At 68.0% G+C, this 15,768-nt stretch carries 15 protein-coding genes and 1 pseudogene; 8 read left to right on the plus strand and 8 right to left on the minus strand.

Going from position 1 to position 15,768, the window contains the following annotated elements; genetic code table 11:
* Positions 1 to 151: 151 nt before the first annotated feature.
* The 4 genes from AW273_RS32760 (at position 152) to AW273_RS38955 (ending at position 2,205) form a co-directional block, all read left to right on the plus strand.
* Positions 152 to 1,015 carry a helix-turn-helix domain-containing protein gene (locus AW273_RS32760; RefSeq protein WP_063910194.1) on the plus strand — a complete coding sequence of 288 codons (864 nt, stop codon included), beginning with the start codon at positions 152 to 154 and terminating at the stop codon, positions 1,013 to 1,015.
* A gap of 20 nt (positions 1,016 to 1,035) precedes the next feature.
* Positions 1,036 to 1,242: a DUF397 domain-containing protein gene (locus tag AW273_RS32765; protein WP_157556404.1), complete on the plus strand. Its 207-nt coding sequence runs from the start codon at positions 1,036 to 1,038 to the stop codon at positions 1,240 to 1,242.
* Between the two features lie 123 nt (positions 1,243 to 1,365).
* On the plus strand, positions 1,366 to 1,566 hold the full coding sequence (locus AW273_RS36750) for a DUF397 domain-containing protein (protein ID WP_353051408.1): 201 nt from the start codon (positions 1,366 to 1,368) through the stop codon (positions 1,564 to 1,566).
* Positions 1,567 to 2,010: 444 nt separating this feature from the next.
* On the plus strand, positions 2,011 to 2,205 hold the full coding sequence (locus tag AW273_RS38955) for a DUF397 domain-containing protein (RefSeq protein WP_304608021.1): 195 nt from the start codon (positions 2,011 to 2,013) through the stop codon (positions 2,203 to 2,205).
* A gap of 62 nt (positions 2,206 to 2,267) precedes the next feature.
* Here AW273_RS38955 and AW273_RS32775 read toward each other — a convergent pair whose 3' ends face one another.
* Positions 2,268 to 3,728 (minus strand): catalase, encoded by a 1,461-nt coding sequence (locus AW273_RS32775; RefSeq protein WP_062356921.1) that lies wholly within the window; start codon positions 3,726 to 3,728, stop codon positions 2,268 to 2,270.
* 136 nt (positions 3,729 to 3,864) lie between these two features.
* Between AW273_RS32775 and AW273_RS32780 the strand changes: the two genes are divergently transcribed.
* The 3 genes from AW273_RS32780 (at position 3,865) to AW273_RS32790 (ending at position 7,020) form a co-directional block, all read left to right on the plus strand.
* Entirely contained in the window at positions 3,865 to 4,950 is a 1,086-nt protein-coding gene (locus tag AW273_RS32780) for a CapA family protein (RefSeq protein ID WP_062356924.1), read from the plus strand.
* A gap of 56 nt (positions 4,951 to 5,006) precedes the next feature.
* On the plus strand, positions 5,007 to 6,302 hold the full coding sequence (locus AW273_RS32785) for a DUF2252 domain-containing protein (RefSeq protein WP_062356927.1): 1,296 nt from the start codon (positions 5,007 to 5,009) through the stop codon (positions 6,300 to 6,302).
* Positions 6,303 to 6,420: 118 nt separating this feature from the next.
* On the plus strand, positions 6,421 to 7,020 hold the full coding sequence (locus tag AW273_RS32790; RefSeq protein ID WP_062356928.1) for a TetR/AcrR family transcriptional regulator: 600 nt from the start codon (positions 6,421 to 6,423) through the stop codon (positions 7,018 to 7,020).
* On the opposite strand, the gene AW273_RS32795 is transcribed toward AW273_RS32790, so the two are convergent.
* A complete protein-coding gene (locus AW273_RS32795) occupies positions 6,971 to 7,306 on the minus strand; it encodes a hypothetical protein (protein WP_157556406.1) in 336 nt (111 codons plus the stop codon). The two genes, AW273_RS32790 and AW273_RS32795, sit on opposite strands and share 50 nt — an antisense overlap.
* A gap of 203 nt (positions 7,307 to 7,509) precedes the next feature.
* On the opposite strand from AW273_RS32795, the gene AW273_RS32800 reads away from it, so the two are divergent.
* Positions 7,510 to 8,040 carry a tetratricopeptide repeat protein gene (locus AW273_RS32800; RefSeq protein ID WP_083950225.1) on the plus strand — a complete coding sequence of 177 codons (531 nt, stop codon included), beginning with the start codon at positions 7,510 to 7,512 and terminating at the stop codon, positions 8,038 to 8,040.
* 114 nt (positions 8,041 to 8,154) lie between these two features.
* On the opposite strand, the gene AW273_RS32805 is transcribed toward AW273_RS32800, so the two are convergent.
* The 6 genes and pseudogenes from AW273_RS32805 to dnaK form a co-directional block, all read right to left on the minus strand.
* The gene (locus AW273_RS32805) at positions 8,155 to 8,841 is read right to left on the minus strand and encodes a hypothetical protein (protein WP_062356936.1); all 687 of its coding nucleotides are present in this window, start codon (positions 8,839 to 8,841) and stop codon (positions 8,155 to 8,157) included.
* Between the two features lie 98 nt (positions 8,842 to 8,939).
* Entirely contained in the window at positions 8,940 to 11,519 is a 2,580-nt protein-coding gene (gene clpB / locus AW273_RS32810) for an ATP-dependent chaperone ClpB (protein ID WP_062356938.1), read from the minus strand.
* A 234-nt stretch (positions 11,520 to 11,753) separates the two neighbouring features.
* Positions 11,754 to 12,012: pseudogene (locus AW273_RS32815) on the minus strand (heat shock protein transcriptional repressor HspR); the annotation flags it as partial.
* Between the two features lie 3 nt (positions 12,013 to 12,015).
* Positions 12,016 to 13,185 (minus strand): molecular chaperone DnaJ, encoded by a 1,170-nt coding sequence (gene dnaJ / locus AW273_RS32820; RefSeq protein ID WP_062356944.1) that lies wholly within the window; start codon positions 13,183 to 13,185, stop codon positions 12,016 to 12,018.
* An 83-nt stretch (positions 13,186 to 13,268) separates the two neighbouring features.
* Complete coding sequence (gene grpE / locus AW273_RS32825; RefSeq protein ID WP_062356947.1) at positions 13,269 to 13,868, minus strand: nucleotide exchange factor GrpE; 600 nt, start codon at positions 13,866 to 13,868, stop codon at positions 13,269 to 13,271.
* Positions 13,865 to 15,733: a molecular chaperone DnaK gene (gene dnaK, locus AW273_RS32830; RefSeq protein WP_062356951.1), complete on the minus strand. Its 1,869-nt coding sequence runs from the start codon at positions 15,731 to 15,733 to the stop codon at positions 13,865 to 13,867. The genes grpE and dnaK overlap by 4 nt, the downstream gene beginning before the upstream one ends.
* Positions 15,734 to 15,768: the final 35 nt, after the last annotated feature.

Genomic DNA, 15,768 nt, shown 5'->3' on the forward strand with positions numbered 1-15,768 from the left:
CTCGATGGTCTATCAGAAGAGATTTGTCGGCAAGACGTGCCGTAAGAAAATTCTCGGCTTACACTGCATGTGCAGTGCAATTTGCATACGATGCGAGTGGCTCTCCCTATGAGGGCTCCCAGTCCAGCAGTTGAGGGACGGAGGGGACGAAATGGCAGAGAAGGACACCGCCGCACCTCGTCGCCGCCGCCTCGGTCAGCAACTTCGCCGCCTCAGAGAGGCGACCGGCAAAACCGGCGCGCAAGTGGCAGGCCCTCTGGGCTGGTCCGCCGCGAAGGTAAGCCGTATCGAGACCGCACAGACCATGCCGAGCGAGGCTGACATCACCGCACTTGTATCTGCGTATGGTGCCGATGACGCCGCACTCGTGCATGCTCTCAAGCTCCGGCAGGATGCCGCCCAAAAGGGCTGGTGGGAGCCATACAGCGAATCCATGCCACAGGGATTCGTCTCCTATCTGGGACTTGAGGCCGACGCCGAGGAGATGCGGAACTGGGAGCCGATGGTGCTGCCCGGCCTGCTGCAGACCTCGGCCTACGCCCGAACGTTGATGGGGCAGCACATGCAGCCCATCGCACCGATCCCCAAGACGTGGCTGAACGACCGAGTCGAGGTGCGAGAACGCCGGCAGGAGATCCTCCTGCACGGTCCCAAACCGCTGCGGCTGCGGGTCGTCTTCGAAGAATCGCTGCTCCGCCGAGATGTCGGCGGAGCCGAGGTGATGGGCGAGCAGCTGGAGAAGCTGGTCGACGTCTCCGAATTCGATCACATCGAGATCAGGGTCATTTCCACGTCAACGCCGCTGCCGGTGACCACCGGCCCGTTCGTTCACTTCACGTTCCCCGACTTCCCGGACATCGTGTACCTCGAAGATCTCGAAGGATCACGCTTCCTGGAGGACGCGGAAGAGGTCTTCAGATACGAGCGAGCTTTCGATCATCTGATGGGAGTGGCCCTAGACGCCGCCGCTTCCAGGCGGGCGATCAAGGACGCAGCGGCGTTCTGGCATGGTTAGGGTGTCAGGCGCGGAAATGGATGTCGGTCTACATGGACATGAGCAGGGCTGTCTGGCGTAAGAGTTCGTTCAGCGGGACCGCGCAGTGCGTGGAGGTGGCGCGGCTCGATGAACAACACGTGGGCGTGCGTGACAGCAAGAATGAGTCGGGCCCTGCGCTCATCTTCACGCCGCAGGAGTGGCGCGCCTTCGTCGGGGGCGTCAAGAACGGCGAGTTTGACCTGTAAGTTATCTATGTTCCGGTTGTGCCGAATGAGGTATTGCTGGACTACATAGTGACGTTTGAGGCATTGAGCGGCCCATCCCCTTTTCGTCATTCTTGGGGTGACCAAGACGAAAAGGGGTGGGCCGTGTCGAGTGTCGACATGTCCGATGCCGTCTGGCAGAAGAGCAGCTTTAGCGGTCAGTCCAACTGTGTTGAAGTGGCTCGGCTGGCAGGGAGTTACACCGCCGTCAGAAACAGTCGGGACCCTGACGGGCCTGTACTGGTGTTCACCGAAGCCGAGTGGAACGCCTTCCTCCAGGGTTTGGCGGTTGGAGAGTTCGACTGAGGCTGACGTGAAGCGGCCCGCATCCTCGGTGGGGAGGAAGCGGGCCGTTCTTTTTGCGGCGGGCCGTAAGCCCCATTGGGGTTAGGTAAATATCACTACAAACCGTCAAGTGTCGCTGTTACGCTGGATGTAGGGGTAATCCAGATCGATACCTGAGGTGATGTATGCCCCACGGGTCACCGTCATAAGTCGGCGCTTCTTTCCATGACCTGGATTCGGCAAATGGCGGATCTGCTGGATTTCCCACCTGAAACGCGTTGCCCATGACTCGTTCGGTCTTCCGAAGCGGGCATGAGAATGATCTTGATGATGCCCGTGGTGAAAGCCCGCGAGGAACGACTCAGTTCGCAAGCGCGCTTTCCACTGTTCCAAAGACGAGGCAGGGGCGGCGCTGGTCTGCGACGCGGTTCCGGGAACCGGTCGCCTAGATTGGGGGCTGAGCCAGTGGAAACGATCACGCCAGTCTGGAAGAAGAGCTCTTACAGCTGCGCCGGCAACTGTGTCGAGGTGGCGGATCTGGGTCTCCACGGGATTGCCGTGCGTGACAGCAAGAACCAGTCCGGTCCCGCTTTGATCTTCACCCGTCCCGAATGGGACGCCTTTCAGCAGGGAGTGAGGGACGGCGAGTTCGACTACTGACCGAAACCAGAACGGCCCGCATCCTCTCCAGAGGACACGGGCCGTTCTCTTTGGTCGGATGGCTAGTCGAGGCCCAGGCCCCTGGCCACGCCCTGCCCCAGGTCCTTGTGCACGTTGGTCCAGTACTCGACCACCCGCTTCTGCACCTCGGGCGTCATCTCCGGCGCCGAGGCGTGCCCGACGATGTTGCTCGTCAGGTTCGCCCGGTCCTCGTCGCTGAGCACGTTCTCCCACAACGCCCGAGGCTGCACGAAGTCGTCGTCTTCGGCGTGCGGCCGGTAGGCGGAGCGCATGATCTCGCCGGTCACGTGGTAGGTGTCGCCGGCGTACAGGTCCTCGAAGGCCGCCGGGCCGCCCATGCTGTTGGGCGCGTACACCGGGTCGGGCATGTTGGCGTAGCGCATCGCGCCGTCCCGGTTGTAGCTGTGAACCGGCACCCGCGGGGCGTTGATCGGGAGCTGCTGGTAGTTGGGCCCGATCCGGTAGCGGTGGGTGTCCGGGTACGAGAACAGCCGCCCCTGCAACATCTTGTCCGGCGACGGTCCGATCCCGGGCACGAAGTTCGACGGCTCGAACCCGGCCTGTTCGACCTCGGCGAAGTAGTTCGCGGGGTTCCGGTCAAGGGTGAACCGGCCGATCGTGATCTCCGGGTAGTCGCCGTGCGGCCACACCTTGGTCAGGTCGAAGGGGTTGAACCGGTAGTCGGCGGCCTCCTCGAAGGGCATGATCTGCACGTTCACCGTCCATGACGGGTGGTCGCCGCGCTTGATGGCGTCGTACAGGTCCCGGATGTGGAAGTCGGCGTCCTGGGCGATCATGGCGGTCGCCTCGGCGTCGGTGAAGTTCTTGATGCCCTGCTCGGTGCGCAGGTGGTACTTGATCCAGAACTTCTCGCCGGCCGCGTTGTACCAGAGGAACGTGTGCGAGCCGAAGCCGTGCATGTGCCGCCACGACGCCGGGGTGCCTCGGTCGCTCATCAGGAACGTCACCTGGTGCGCCGACTCGGGGGACAACGTCCAGAAGTCCCACTGCATGTTGTGGTCGCGCATGTGGTTGTCGGCGCGGCGCTTCTGGCTGTGGATGAAGTCCTGGAACTTCTGGGGGTCCCGGACGAAGAAGATGGGGGTGTTGTTGCCGACGAGGTCGTAGTTGCCCTCGTCGGTGTAGAACTTGATCGCGAAGCCGCGCGGGTCGCGCTGGGTGTCGGCGCTGCCGAGTTCGCCGGCGACCGTCGAGAAGCGCAGGAACAGTTCGGTGCGGGCGCCCTTCTGGAAGAGCCCGGCCTTGGTGAACTGGCTGACGTCCTCGGTGATCTCCATGAACCCGTGGGCGCCGCCGCCCTTGGCGTGGACGACCCGCTCCGGCACCCTCTCCCGGTTGAACTGGGCCATCTTCTGGATCAGATAGTGGTCCTGCAGCAGAAGCGGCCCCTCGGGGCCGACGGAGAGCGAGAACTCGTCGCTCGGGGCCGGAGTGCCGGAATCCGTCGTGGTACGTGGCCTGCCATTGTTTCGGTCAGTCATCGGGTGTCCTCCAGAGCGGTCTGGTTCTCACCACCTTCCCCACGCTACGTCGCTTAACTTGAACTGTTCAAGTAAGCGAATTTCCCCACTTTGTCCATAAGAAGTCTCCGTAAGGCGCGAACCTTCATGAGATGGCATGCTCTGGACCGTGAGACGTGCAATTGCGATGATCGCCGCCGCTGCCCTGAGTGCCGGATGCGCCGCCGCCGAGGGCGAACCGGGCGTCCAGCGCGTCAAGGCCCCTGAGCAGGCCACCCGCACGAGCCCGTCTCCGAAGCCGTCGCCGGCGAAGAAGCCGTTCACCATCGCGTTCGGCGGCGACGTGCACTTCGAGGGCATCCTGCGGACCCGGCTGAACGCCAACCCGAAGACCGCGCTCGGGCCGATCGCCAAGGTGCTGTCCAGGGCCGACATCGCGATGGTCAACCTGGAGACCGCCATCACCGAGGCGGGCACCCCGGCCCCCGGCAAGCAGTACACCTTCCGCGCTCCGGCCACCGCGCTGACCGCGCTGAAGGCCGCCGGGGTCGACGTCGCGTCGATGGCCAACAACCACGGCATGGACTACATGCAGAGCGGCCTGGACGACTCCCTCGCCGCCATCAGGAAGTCGAAGTTCCCCATCGTGGGCATCGGGCGCAACGCGACCGAGGCCTACCGGCCCTGGCGGACCGTCGTGAACGGCAACAAGGTCGCCATCATCGGCGCGACGCAGGTGCTCGACGCCGAGTTCATCTCCTCCTGGACGGCCACCGGCTCCCAGGGCGGCCTCGCCTCGGCCAAGGAGGAGGCGCGGCTGATCCAGGCGGTCAAGAACGCCCGCAGGAACAACGACACGGTGATCGTCCACCTGCACTGGGGGACCGAGCTGCAGAAGTGCCCCAACGAGGCGCAGCTCTCGCTGGCCCCCAAGCTGGTCGCGGCGGGCGCCGACGTCGTGGTCGGCGGCCACGCCCACATCCTGCTCGGCGCCGGCTACCTCGACAACGCCTACGTCAGCTACGGCCTGGGCAACTTCGTCTTCTACAACTGGGGGCCCGACACCGGCCGTACCGGCGTGCTGACCCTGACGATCAACGGCCGCAAGGTGATGAAGGACACCTGGACCCCGGCCCGCATCAACGGCGGCGTGCCGGTCCCGGTCACCGGGTCGGCGGGCAGGCAGGAGATCGCGTACTGGCGGTCGCTGCGCGAGTGCACGGGTCTTTCTGCCAAGCCCTGAATCTGTTGATCGGCTGGTCATGGCGCGGTAAGCCCCGGCGGCACTACCGTCTCCTCATGACGCAGCGGTCCCAGTTCATTCTCGACGTCCTGCTGGCCGAGTTCGGTGAGTCCATCGGCCGCGAGCCGGGGGCGTTCCGGGCCAAGTTCCGCAAGATGGCGGCCTCCCCGTTCGCCTTCTACCGGGGCAGCGCGTGCCTGTTCTACGCCGACCTGTCGGGAGACCTGGCCGACGACTCGTTCCTCGACGACCTGACCCGCCGCGTCTGGATCCACGGCGACCTGCACGCCGAGAACTTCGGCACCTACATGAACTCCTCGGGCCGCCTGGTCTTCAACGTGAACGACTTCGACGAGGCCTACGTCGGGCCCTACATCTGGGACCTGAAGCGGTTCGTGGCCAGCGTCGCGCTCATCGGCTACGCCAAGGCGCTGTCCGACGAGGTCATCACCGAGCTGGTACGCGAGTTCGCCGGCTCCTACCTCCACGAGCTCGCCGCCATCGCCCACGGCGGCGACGACGCCATCGGGTCGCTCACGCTGGAGACCACCAGCGGGGTCCTCCACCGGGTGCTGCAGACCGCGCGGCTGAACACGCGGGTGGCGCTGCTCGACGAGGAGACCACGATCGAGAACTTCGAGCGCCGCTTCGCGGTCGCCGACAACCGCCACCCGGTCGACGACGCCACCCGCGACGCCGTGCTGGCCGCTTACGAGGGCTACCTGGCCACGCTGCCGCAGCCGCTCAACCCGGTGGAGCACCACGTCAAGGACGTCGTCCTGCGGCAGGGCATCGGGATCGGGTCGGCGGGGCTGCCGTCCTACAACCTGCTGCTCGAAGGGCACACCCAGGCGCTGGAGAACGACGTCATCCTCTACATGAAGCAGGCCCAGGTCCCGGCCGTGGCCCGCTACATCGACGACGAGAAGGTGCACGGCTACTTCAAGCACCAGGGCCACCGCACCGCCGAGTCGCAGCGCGCCCTCCAGGCCTACGCCGACTCCTGGCTCGGGTACGCCGACCTGAACGGCGTCGGCCAGCTCGTCGCCGAGGTCTCGCCCTACTCGGCAGACCTCGACTGGAGCGACGTCAACGAGCCCGCCGAGCTCGCCTCGGTGATCACCGACCTGGGCCGCGCGGTGGCCCGCATGCACTCGGTCGCCGACGACGAGTCGAGCCACGACCTGGTCGACTTCTCCACCGAAGAGGCGATCGTCGCCGTGATCGACGGCGACGAGGCCGAGTTCACCACGCTGCTCGTCGAGTTCGCCCACGCATACGGCGCCCGCGCCCGGCACGATCATCAGCTTTTTGTGGATCTGTTCCGCAACGGCCGATTCCCCGGTCTGTAGATTCCCGGGCAAGATAGGGAGAGTGTCCAGCCAGCCCCTTGACTGTTCCGACGATTCCGCAAACTCTTCGCTTCGCCGCCGGCCGACGCAGCGCCGCAGCGCGCGCCGGGTCGAGCGCATGCTCGACGCCTGCGCCGAGCTGCTGGACGAGGTCGGCTACGACGGCCTGTCGACGACCCGGATCGCCGAGCGCGCCGATGTGGCGATCGGCTCGGTCTACCAGTTCTTCCCCGACAAACGTGCCATCAGCCAGGCTCTGACCAGGCGTAACGTCGAGCTCTTCGTGGCCCGGGTGGGCCGCCGCTTCATCAGCGAGGAATACGGCGGCTGGTGGGACGCGGTCGACGCGATCATCGACGAGTACGTCGAGATGCACCGCTCGGTGCCCGGCTTCAAGTCGCTGCGGTTCGGCGACGCGGTCGACCTCAACCTGCTCGACGCGGGCACCGACAACAACACCGTCATCGCCGGCCGCCTGCGCGGGCTCCTGCTGAAGGAGTTCGGGATGGCCGACAGCGAACGCCTCGACACCGCGATACTCGTCGCCGTCGAGGGCGGCGACGCCGTACTGAAACTGGCCTTCCGGCGTGATCCCGACGGTGACCCCGAGATCATCGCGGAGGCCAAGACCCTGGTGCGCAGCTATCTGTCGCGGCAACTGCGCGACTTCAACGCGTCGGCCACCCGGGTGGCGCCTGGAGCTCGATCCGGGTCCTGATGAGCGCCTCGACGGCGGCCGGGTCGGGCATCGGCGTGCGCGGCACGGCCAGCGTGATGTGTTCGGGCTGCGACCGGCACGGCTGCCGCTGCGCCTTCTCGTAGCGGATCTGCGCGGCCCGCAGTTCGGCGTCGCGCAGTTCGAGGGTGCGCATGTCGGCGCCCCTCGCGGTCCGGATGTCGTGCAACTGTGCCCTCAGCCGGAGCACCTCTTTGACGGCTTGTTCGTGGGCCTCGAAACGCGCCGCGACATAACCCGCCAAACCGGGCAGAATCGCAGCCGCCATGAGCGCGCAGGCCACTGTGAAGGTCGTCTGCTTGGAAAGGCCCATCGCAGTCCCGTCACCTCCTGATGAAGCTCAGGTCCCGTCAATAATGCCCATGAGCTGGAACGACACACGCTCTGTAGGTGATCTGGCGCGAATCGTTGCCGGAGGAATGCCTGCCGTTGTCCGGGCAAAGAACCTTCGCGCTCGCTAGCCTCATCCTTGTGGCACATGTGACGCGGGAGCAGCTTGATCGTCTGCTCGAACAGGCTCTGCTGCTCGACGACCACGGTGCCCTCGCGAGGCGCCTCGACGACCTCGCGCAAGGGTACGAATCAGGCGAAGTATCGCGGGCCTACATCCTGGCCCTGGCCGCCGAGGAATGGCGTCAGGCGGGTCATCCCGACGCTGCGCTCGACCGCTACCGGATGGCGGCCGAAGACGACGGGGGAGACGTCAACGTCGACCCCCGGGCGGGCATCGCCGACACCCTCTTCGAACTCGACCGGCCCGACGAGGCCCGCGACGTGATCGAGGCCCTGCGCGCCGCCCCCTGCACCCCGGCGACCGTGCTGAACGTGGCCGAGACCCTGGCGGCGTACGGAGACCTGGCGGGGGCCCACGAATGGGCCACCGAGGGCGTCACCGCCTGCCCCCCGGGCAACTCGCTCCGCCAGTCCCTGCTCCGCACCCGCTACCGCATCCGCATCGACCTGGGCCTCCCGGAAGACGAGCTCGACGCCCTGGCCTCCTGACGAAACAGAACGGGCCGCGAGTGTACGTACACTCGCGGCCCGCTTTTATGTCGACGGCCCGCCCGCTCGCGGGGAGCGCTGGCCGGAGGCGAAAGGGAACTACGGGGAAGAAGATCAGTGGAGGAGGGCTCCGCCGAGGAGCCCGCCGGTGAGCCTGGTGAGGCCGGAGAGGCCGCCGACGCCCAGGTCGCCGCCCTTCTTCGGCGCGGGGGCCTGGTGCGGCTGGACGCCGTCGACGACCCCGCCCACCGAGTCGGTGATCCCGCGCGGCACCACGGCGACCTTCGGGACCTTCGGCAGCGCCTTCGACACCCGGGGCATCGGCGGCACACCCGGCAGGTCGGGCAGCAGCGAGAGACCGGGCACCACGTTGGGCAGCCCCGGCAGCGCCGACCCCGACGCGATGCCGAGCACCCCGTCGGCCCGCGCCAGGCCCGCCAGGCCGAGCAGGGAGGCGGCGCGCTGGACGGTCCGGGCCACCTCGTCCTGGGGGGCCACCCGCCCGCACGGCACCCCGGCCAGGCGGCCGGCCTGGGCCATGGTCATCGCCGTGGAACCGCCCGTGCGGGTCAGGTCGCGGACCGTCTGGCCCGCCGCGCCCGCCGACCGCGCCACGTCGGCGGCGCCCTTCACGACCGAGGCGGCGACCGCGCCCGTCTTGGCGGCGGCCCGGTAACCGGTCACGCACAGGCCGTCGTCTGCGTGGGCCTGGTGGCCGGCGGCGGACAACCAGCTCACCCCGGCGGTGACGACCGCCAGGGCGACGAGCCGCCCCCGGATGCTACGTGATGTCGTCGACATCGACGTCCCCCTGTTGCTTGCGGTAGTTCGGTGAGTGCCGAACGTAGCAGCGGGGTTTTCGCAGCCGGGAGCCGCTTGTCCCAGTCCTGGCGAACTGATTACACGCCGCGCCGAACGCTCAGCGTGTCGCCGGCCCCGTCGAGGTCGACGATCACCTCGTCACCGTCGCGGATCTCCCCGCTCAGCAGCGCGCGGGCCAGCTTGTCGCCGATGGCCGACTGCACCAGGCGGCGCAGCGGCCGGGCGCCGTAGAGCGGGTCGTAGCCGGTCAGGGTCAGCCACTCGCGGGCCGCCGGGGTGACCGTCAGCGTCAGCCGCCGGTCGGACAACCGCCGCGCCAGGTGGTTCACCTGCAGGTCGACGATCTGCGACAGCTCCTCGGAGCCGAGCGCGTCGAACAGGATCACGTCGTCGAGCCGGTTGAGGAACTCGGGCTTGAACGACCCCCGCACCGCCGCCATCACCGCGTCGCGCTTGGCCCCCGGCTCAAGCGCCGGGTCGACCAGGAACTGCGAACCGATGTTGGACGTCAGGATCAGGATCGTGTTCCGGAAGTCGACGGTACGCCCCTGCCCGTCGGTCAGCCGCCCGTCGTCGAGCACCTGGAGCAGGATGTCGAAGACCTCCGGATGGGCCTTCTCGACCTCGTCGAGCAGCACGACCGTGTAGGGACGCCGCCGCACCGCCTCGGTGAGCTGGCCGCCCTCCTCGTAGCCGACGTAGCCGGGCGGGGCGCCGACCAGCCGGGCCACGCTGTGCTTCTCGCTGTATTCGCTCATGTCGATGCGGGTCATCGCCCGCTCGTCGTCGAACAGGAAGTCGGCCAGCGCCTTGGCCAGCTCGGTCTTGCCGACACCGGTCGGGCCGAGGAACAGGAACGAGCCCGTCGGCCGGTCGGGGTCGGCCACGCCCGCCCGCGCCCGCCGGACGGCGTCGCTGACGGCCTGGACGGCGGCCTTCTGGCCGATGAGACGGCGGCCCAGCTCCTCTTCCATGCGGAGCAGCTTGGCCGTCTCGCCCTCCATCAGGCGGCCCGACGGGATGCCCGTCCAGGCGGAGATGACCTCGGCGATGTCGTCGGGGCCGACCTCCTCCTTGACCATGGTCTGCTCGCGCTGGGAGGCCTGGATGGCGTCGGCGAGCTCCTTCTCCAGGCGCGGCACCTCGCCGTACATGAGCCGGGCGGCCTCTTCGAAGTCGCCGTCGCGCTGGGCCCGCTCGGCCTGGCTGCGGGTCTCGTCGAGGCGCATCTTCAGGTCGCCGACCCGGTTGAGGCCGGCCTTCTCGGCCTCCCAGCGGCCGACCAGGCCGTTGAGCTCCTCCTGGCGGTTGGCCAGCTCCTCGCGGAGCCGTTCGAGGCGGGCCACGCTCGCCTCGTCGGTCTCCTTGGCCAGGGCCAGCTCCTCCATCTTGAGCCGGTCGACGATGCGCTGGAGCTCGTCGATCTGCACCGGACGCGAGTCGATCTCCATGCGCAGCCGCGAGGCGGCCTCGTCGACCAGGTCGATCGCCTTGTCGGGCAGGAACCGGGCGGTGATGTAGCGGTCGGACAAAGTCGCGGCGGCCACCAGCGCGCCGTCGGCGATCTGGACCTGGTGGTGGGCCTCGTAGCGGCCCTTCAGGCCACGCAGGATGGCGATCGTGTCTTCCACGGTGGGCTCGCCGACGTACACCTGCTGGAACCGGCGCTCCAGCGCCGGGTCCTTCTCGATGCGCTCGCGGTATTCGTCGAGCGTGGTCGCGCCGATCATGCGCAGCTCGCCGCGGGCCAGCATGGGCTTGAGCATGTTGCCCGCGTCCATCGCGCCCTCGGCCGCGCCCGCGCCGACCATCGTGTGGAGCTCGTCGATGAACGTGATGACCTGGCCGTCGCTCTCCTTGATCTCGTTGAGCACGGCCTTCAGGCGCTCCTCGAACTCGCCCCGGTATTTGGCCCCGGCGACCATAGCGCCGAGGTCGAGCGCCACGAGGCGCTTGTTCCGCAGGCTCTCCGGCACGTCGCCCGCGACCACCCGCTGGGCCAGGCCCTCGACCACGGCGGTCTTGCCGACGCCCGGCTCGCCGATGAGGACCGGGTTGTTCTTGGTCCGCCGCGACAACACCTGCACCACCCGGCGGATCTCCGAGTCACGGCCGATCACCGGGTCGAGCTTGCCGTGACGGGCCCGCTCGGTCAGGTCGACGCCGTACTTCTCCAGCGCCCGGTAGGTGTCTTCGGGGTTCTCGCTGGTCACCCGCGTGTGGCCGCGCACCTTCTCGAACGCGTCGAGCAGCGCCTGCGCGGTCGCGCCCTGGCCTTTCAGCAGGTCGGCGATCGGCCCGCCGTCGGTGGCGAGACCGACCAGCAGATGCTCGGTCGAGACGTAGTCGTCTTCGAGCTGCGCGGCCCGCTGGGCGGCGGTGTGCAACACGGTCAGCAACTGGCGGGAGGTCGACGGCGCGCTCACCGTGGCGCCCTGTGCCTTCGGGAGCGCGGCCAGCATCTCCTCGGCGCGGGTGCGCAGGCTCTTCCAGTCGGTTCCGACGGCTTCGAGCAGCGGCACGGCCGTGCCCCCGGTCTGCGCCAGCAACGTGGTCAGCAGATGAGCCGGCGCCACCTCGGGATTCCCCTCGGCCGCCGCCCGGCGCACCGCCCCCGCGAGCGCCTCCTGGCTCTTCTGGGTCAGCTTGTAGTCCATATTCGATGGCCTCGCTTCGCTCGGCGGCCCGACCGCCTTCAGCCGATGTCTTCCCTCGTCGCTCCGGGTCGCTGCGCTCCCCTGCGCTCCTCAGTCCAGACATCGGCGCGGTCGGGCACTTCCCCCATACGACTGAATTTCTGATCTATGACGGCGGTAGTTCGTATCTGACCAAAGCCCGGATCAGCTTCAACTCCGTGGCCACACGGGCTAGTTCGTCTCTCAGGCGGAGGTTCTCGGTCTCCAGCTCCAAGATTCGTTTGATGCCTGCCAGGTTTATGCCCTCTTCCTGGGACAGGCGCTGGACCTCGCGCAACAGGACGATGTCGCGGGTCGAATAGAGGCGGCCGCGGCCTGCCGTGCGGCCGGGGCTGACCAGGCCCAGGCGGTCGTATTGACGCAGGGTCTGGGGGTGGAGGCCGGACAGCTGGGCCGCCACCGAGATCACATAGACGGGCGTCTCGTCGGACAGGTCGAAGAAATTGGCGTCCATGCGCTACTCGCTTCTGGCCTGCTTGATCAATTCCTCACGAAGGTCGTGGCCGTCGGTCGCGTCGCGGAACTGCTCCAGGGCGGCCCGGGCCTTCTCGTCGAGGTGGTCGGGCACGGCCACCTGGACGGTCGCGAGCAGGTCGCCCTTCGTGCCGTCCTTGCGCGGGGCGCCCCGGCCGCGCACCCGGAAGGTGCGGCCGTTGGGGGTGCCCTCGGGGATGCGCAGCGTGACCGGCATGCCGCGCAGGATGGGCACCTTGATCTCGGCGCCCAGCGCGGCCTCGGGGAAGGTGACCGGCACGTTGACCGTCAGGTTCTCGCCGCTGCGGCCGAAGACGGGATGGGGCTGGACGTGCACCAGCACGTAGAGGTCACCCGCGGGCCCGCCGTTCTCGCCGGGGGCGCCCTTGCCCTTCAGCTTGACCCGGCCGCCGTCGCTGACGCCCGCCGGGATGCGGGCCTGGATGGTGCGGGTGCTGCGGCCGCGGCCGCTGCCCTCGCAGACCGGGCACGGGTCGTCGACCAGCAGGCCGCGGCCCCGGCAGTCGCGGCAGGGCTCGGAGAAGGCGAAGTTGCCCAGGTTGCGGCTGGCCGCGCCGGTGCCGTCACAGGTCGGGCAGACGCGGGGTGTGGTGCCGGCCTTGGCGCCCGTGCCGGAACAGGCCGGGCAGGCCGACGAACTGGTCAGCCGCAGCGAGACGGTCGCGCCGTCGATCGACTCGGCGAACGACAGGGTGACCTCGGACTCGATGTCCTGGCCGCGGCGGGCCCGCCCGGCGGTGCTGGCCTTCGGGCCGCCGCCGCGGTTGAACAGGCCGCCGAAGATGTCGCCGATCCGGTCGCCCGCCTGGGCGGTGCCGCCGAACAGGTCGCCGAAGTCGAAGCCCTGCTGGCCCTGGCCGGGCCGGCCGCCCCGGTTGAACCCGCCGAGGCCGCTGCCGAACAGGCTCCTGGCCTCGTCGTACTCCTTGCGGCGCTTGGTGTCGCTCAGGATGTCGTAGGCCTCGGAGACCTCTTTGAACTTCTCCTCGGTCTCCTTGTTGCCCTTGTTCGCGTCGGGGTGGTACTGCCGGGCGAGCTTGCGGTAGGCCTTCTTGATCTCTTCGGGGGTCGCGGTCTTGGGCACACCGAGGACGCCGTAGTAGTCCTTCTCCAGGTAGTCCTTGGTGCTCATCTAACGCTTCCTCCGCGTGAAAGACACATATGTGATGGGGTGCCCCTCCCGCGTCCGGGACGGGAGGGGGCTCCCCTGGAGAATCAGGCGCCGGCGGGCTCGTCGTCGAGGACGTCGCCACCACCGGTCTCCGGCTCGGCCACCGCGACCCGGGCGGGGCGCAGGACGCGCTCGCCGAGCCGGTAGCCGGGCTGCAGGATCTCGACGCAGGTCGCCTCGGTGACCTCGGCCGAGTAACTGTGCATCAGGGCCTCGTGGACCGTCGGGTCGAAGGGGTCGCCCTTCGTGCCGAACGAGGTCAGGCCCAGCTTGCCGACGGCCGCTTCGAGCGACTCGCTCACCTTGGCGAAACCACCGGTCAGCTCCCCGTGGTCACGCGCCCGGCCGATGTCGTCGAGAACCGGCAGCAGTTCGTTGATGACACCCGCGACGGCCTGCTCCCGGACCGTGATCCGGTCGCGCTCGACCCGCTTGCGGTAGTTGGAGAACTCCGCCTGGAGACGCTGGAGATCGGCGGTGCGCTCGGCCAGGAGTTCCGCGGCCACCCCGCCGAGGGCGGAGGCGTCGGCCACGGTCTCGTCGGGGGCCGGTGCGTTCTCGCGGGCCGCCAGCGTCTCGGGGTCGATCTTGCGGTTGTCGCGGATCACCGGCTCCTGCTCGGAACCGTTCTCACGCGGGGTCACTTGGCGCCGCCCTCCCGCTTCGGCTCGTCGTCGACGATCTCGGCCTCGACGACGTCGTCGTCGGCCTTGCCCGCGTCGCCCTGCTCGGCGCCGGGGCCGCCTTCGCCGGCCTGGGCCTGGGAGCCGGCGTAGATCGCCGAACCCATCTTCTGGCTGACGGTGGCGAGCTTGTCGGCGGCGGCCCGGATGGCCGGGACGTCGGTGCCCTCCAGAGCCTTCTTCAGCTCGGCGAGCGACTCGGTGACCTCGGTCTTGATGTCGGCCGGGACCTTGTCGTCGTTCTCGCGGAGGAACTTGTCGGTCTGGTAGGCCAGCGAGTCGGCGTTGTTGCGGACCTCGGCCTCCTCGCGACGCTGCTTGTCCTCTTCGGCGTAGGACTCGGCCTCGCGGACCATGCGGTCGATGTCGTCCTTGTTCAGCGCGGAGCCGCCGGTGATGGTCATCGACTGCTCCTTGCCGGTGCCCAGGTCCTTCGCGCCGACGTTGACGATGCCGTTGGCGTCGATGTCGAAGGTGACCTCGATCTGCGGGATGCCGCGGGGCGCCGGGGCGATGCCGGTGAGCTCGAAGGTCGCCAGCTTCTTGTTGCGCGCGGCGATCTCGCGCTCGCCCTGGTAGACCTGGATCTGCACCGACGGCTGGTTGTCCTCGGCGGTCGTGAAGACCTCGGAGCGCTTGGTCGGGATCGTCGTGTTGCGCTCGATGATCTTGGTGAAGATGCCGCCCTTGGTCTCGATGCCCAGCGACAGCGGGGTCACGTCGAGCAGCAGGACGTCCTTGACCTCACCCTTGAGCACACCCGCCTGGAGCGCGGCGCCGATGGCCACGACCTCGTCGGGGTTGACGCCCTTGTTGGGCTCCTGGCCGCCGGTGAGCTCCTTGACCAGGTCGGTGACGGCGGGCATGCGGGTCGAGCCGCCGACGAGCACCACGTGGGCGATGTCGGAGACCTTGATGCCGGCGTCCTTGATGACCTGGTGGAACGGGCCCTTGCAGCGGTCGAGCAGGTCGGCCGTGATGCGCTGGAACTCGGCGCGGGTCAGCTTCTCTTCGAGGTGGAGCGGGCCCTCGGCCGAGGCGGTGATGTAGGGCAGGTTGATCGTGGTCTCGGTCTGCGCCGAGAGCTCGATCTTGGCCTTCTCGGCCGCCTCGCGAAGACGCTGGAGGGCCATCTTGTCCTTGGACAGGTCGACCCCGTGGGCGTTCTTGAAGCGGGTCACCAGCTCGTCGACGACGCGCTGGTCCCAGTCGTCGCCGCCCAGGTGGTTGTCACCGCTGGTGGCCTTGACCTCGACGAAACCGTGACCGTCTTCCTGGCCGACGTCGAGCAGCGACACGTCGAAGGTGCCGCCACCGAGGTCGAAGACCAGGATGGTCTGGTCCTTGTCCTTGTCGAGCCCGTAGGCCAGCGCCGCGGAGGTCGGCTCGTTGATGATGCGGAGCACGTTGAGGCCCGCGATCTGGCCGGCCTCCTTGGTGGCCTGGCGCTGCGCGTCGTTGAAGTAGGCCGGGACGGTGATGACCGCGTCGGTGATCTTCTCACCGAGGTAGGCCTCGGCGTCCTGCTTCAGCTTCTGGAGGACGAAGGCGCTGATCTGCTGGGGCGTGAACTTCTTGCCGTCGATCTCGACGGTCCAGTTCGTGCCCATCTCACGCTTGACAGAGCGGATGGTCCGGTCGACGTTGGTCACGGCCTGACGCTTGGCGACCTCGCCGACGAGGACCTCTCCGTTCTTCGCGAAGGCGACCACCGAGGGGGTGGTGCGGGAGCCCTGCGCGTTGGCGATGACGGTGGGCTCACCGCCTTCGAGGATCGAGACGACGGAGTTGGTCGTCCCCAGGTCGATACCTACCGCACGTGCCATGAGTACGTCCTTGTAGTCAAAGTTGAGTCGTGGTG

This window comes from Herbidospora yilanensis (assembly GCF_001570565.1).
GTDB lineage: Bacteria > Actinomycetota > Actinomycetes > Streptosporangiales > Streptosporangiaceae > Herbidospora > Herbidospora yilanensis.

Excerpts from the sequence above, each read along its gene's own strand:
- AW273_RS32785 (WP_062356927.1), top strand. The coding sequence starts at position 5,007 with ATGACGCAGCGGTCCCAGTTCATTCTCGACGTCCTGCTGGCCGAGTTC.
- AW273_RS32765 (WP_157556404.1), top strand. The coding sequence starts at position 1,036 with ATGTCGGTCTACATGGACATGAGCAGGGCTGTCTGGCGTAAGAGTTCG.
- AW273_RS32795 (WP_157556406.1), bottom strand. The coding sequence starts at position 7,306 with ATGGCGGCTGCGATTCTGCCCGGTTTGGCGGGTTATGTCGCGGCGCGT.
- AW273_RS32805 (WP_062356936.1), bottom strand. The coding sequence starts at position 8,841 with ATGTCGACGACATCACGTAGCATCCGGGGGCGGCTCGTCGCCCTGGCG.
- AW273_RS32775 (WP_062356921.1), bottom strand. The coding sequence starts at position 3,728 with ATGACTGACCGAAACAATGGCAGGCCACGTACCACGACGGATTCCGGC.
- dnaK (WP_062356951.1), bottom strand. The coding sequence starts at position 15,733 with ATGGCACGTGCGGTAGGTATCGACCTGGGGACGACCAACTCCGTCGTC.
- AW273_RS32760 (WP_063910194.1), top strand. The coding sequence starts at position 152 with ATGGCAGAGAAGGACACCGCCGCACCTCGTCGCCGCCGCCTCGGTCAG.
- clpB (WP_062356938.1), bottom strand. The coding sequence starts at position 11,519 with ATGGACTACAAGCTGACCCAGAAGAGCCAGGAGGCGCTCGCGGGGGCG.
- AW273_RS32790 (WP_062356928.1), top strand. The coding sequence starts at position 6,421 with ATGCTCGACGCCTGCGCCGAGCTGCTGGACGAGGTCGGCTACGACGGC.
- AW273_RS32780 (WP_062356924.1), top strand. The coding sequence starts at position 3,865 with ATGCTCTGGACCGTGAGACGTGCAATTGCGATGATCGCCGCCGCTGCC.
- dnaJ (WP_062356944.1), bottom strand. The coding sequence starts at position 13,185 with ATGAGCACCAAGGACTACCTGGAGAAGGACTACTACGGCGTCCTCGGT.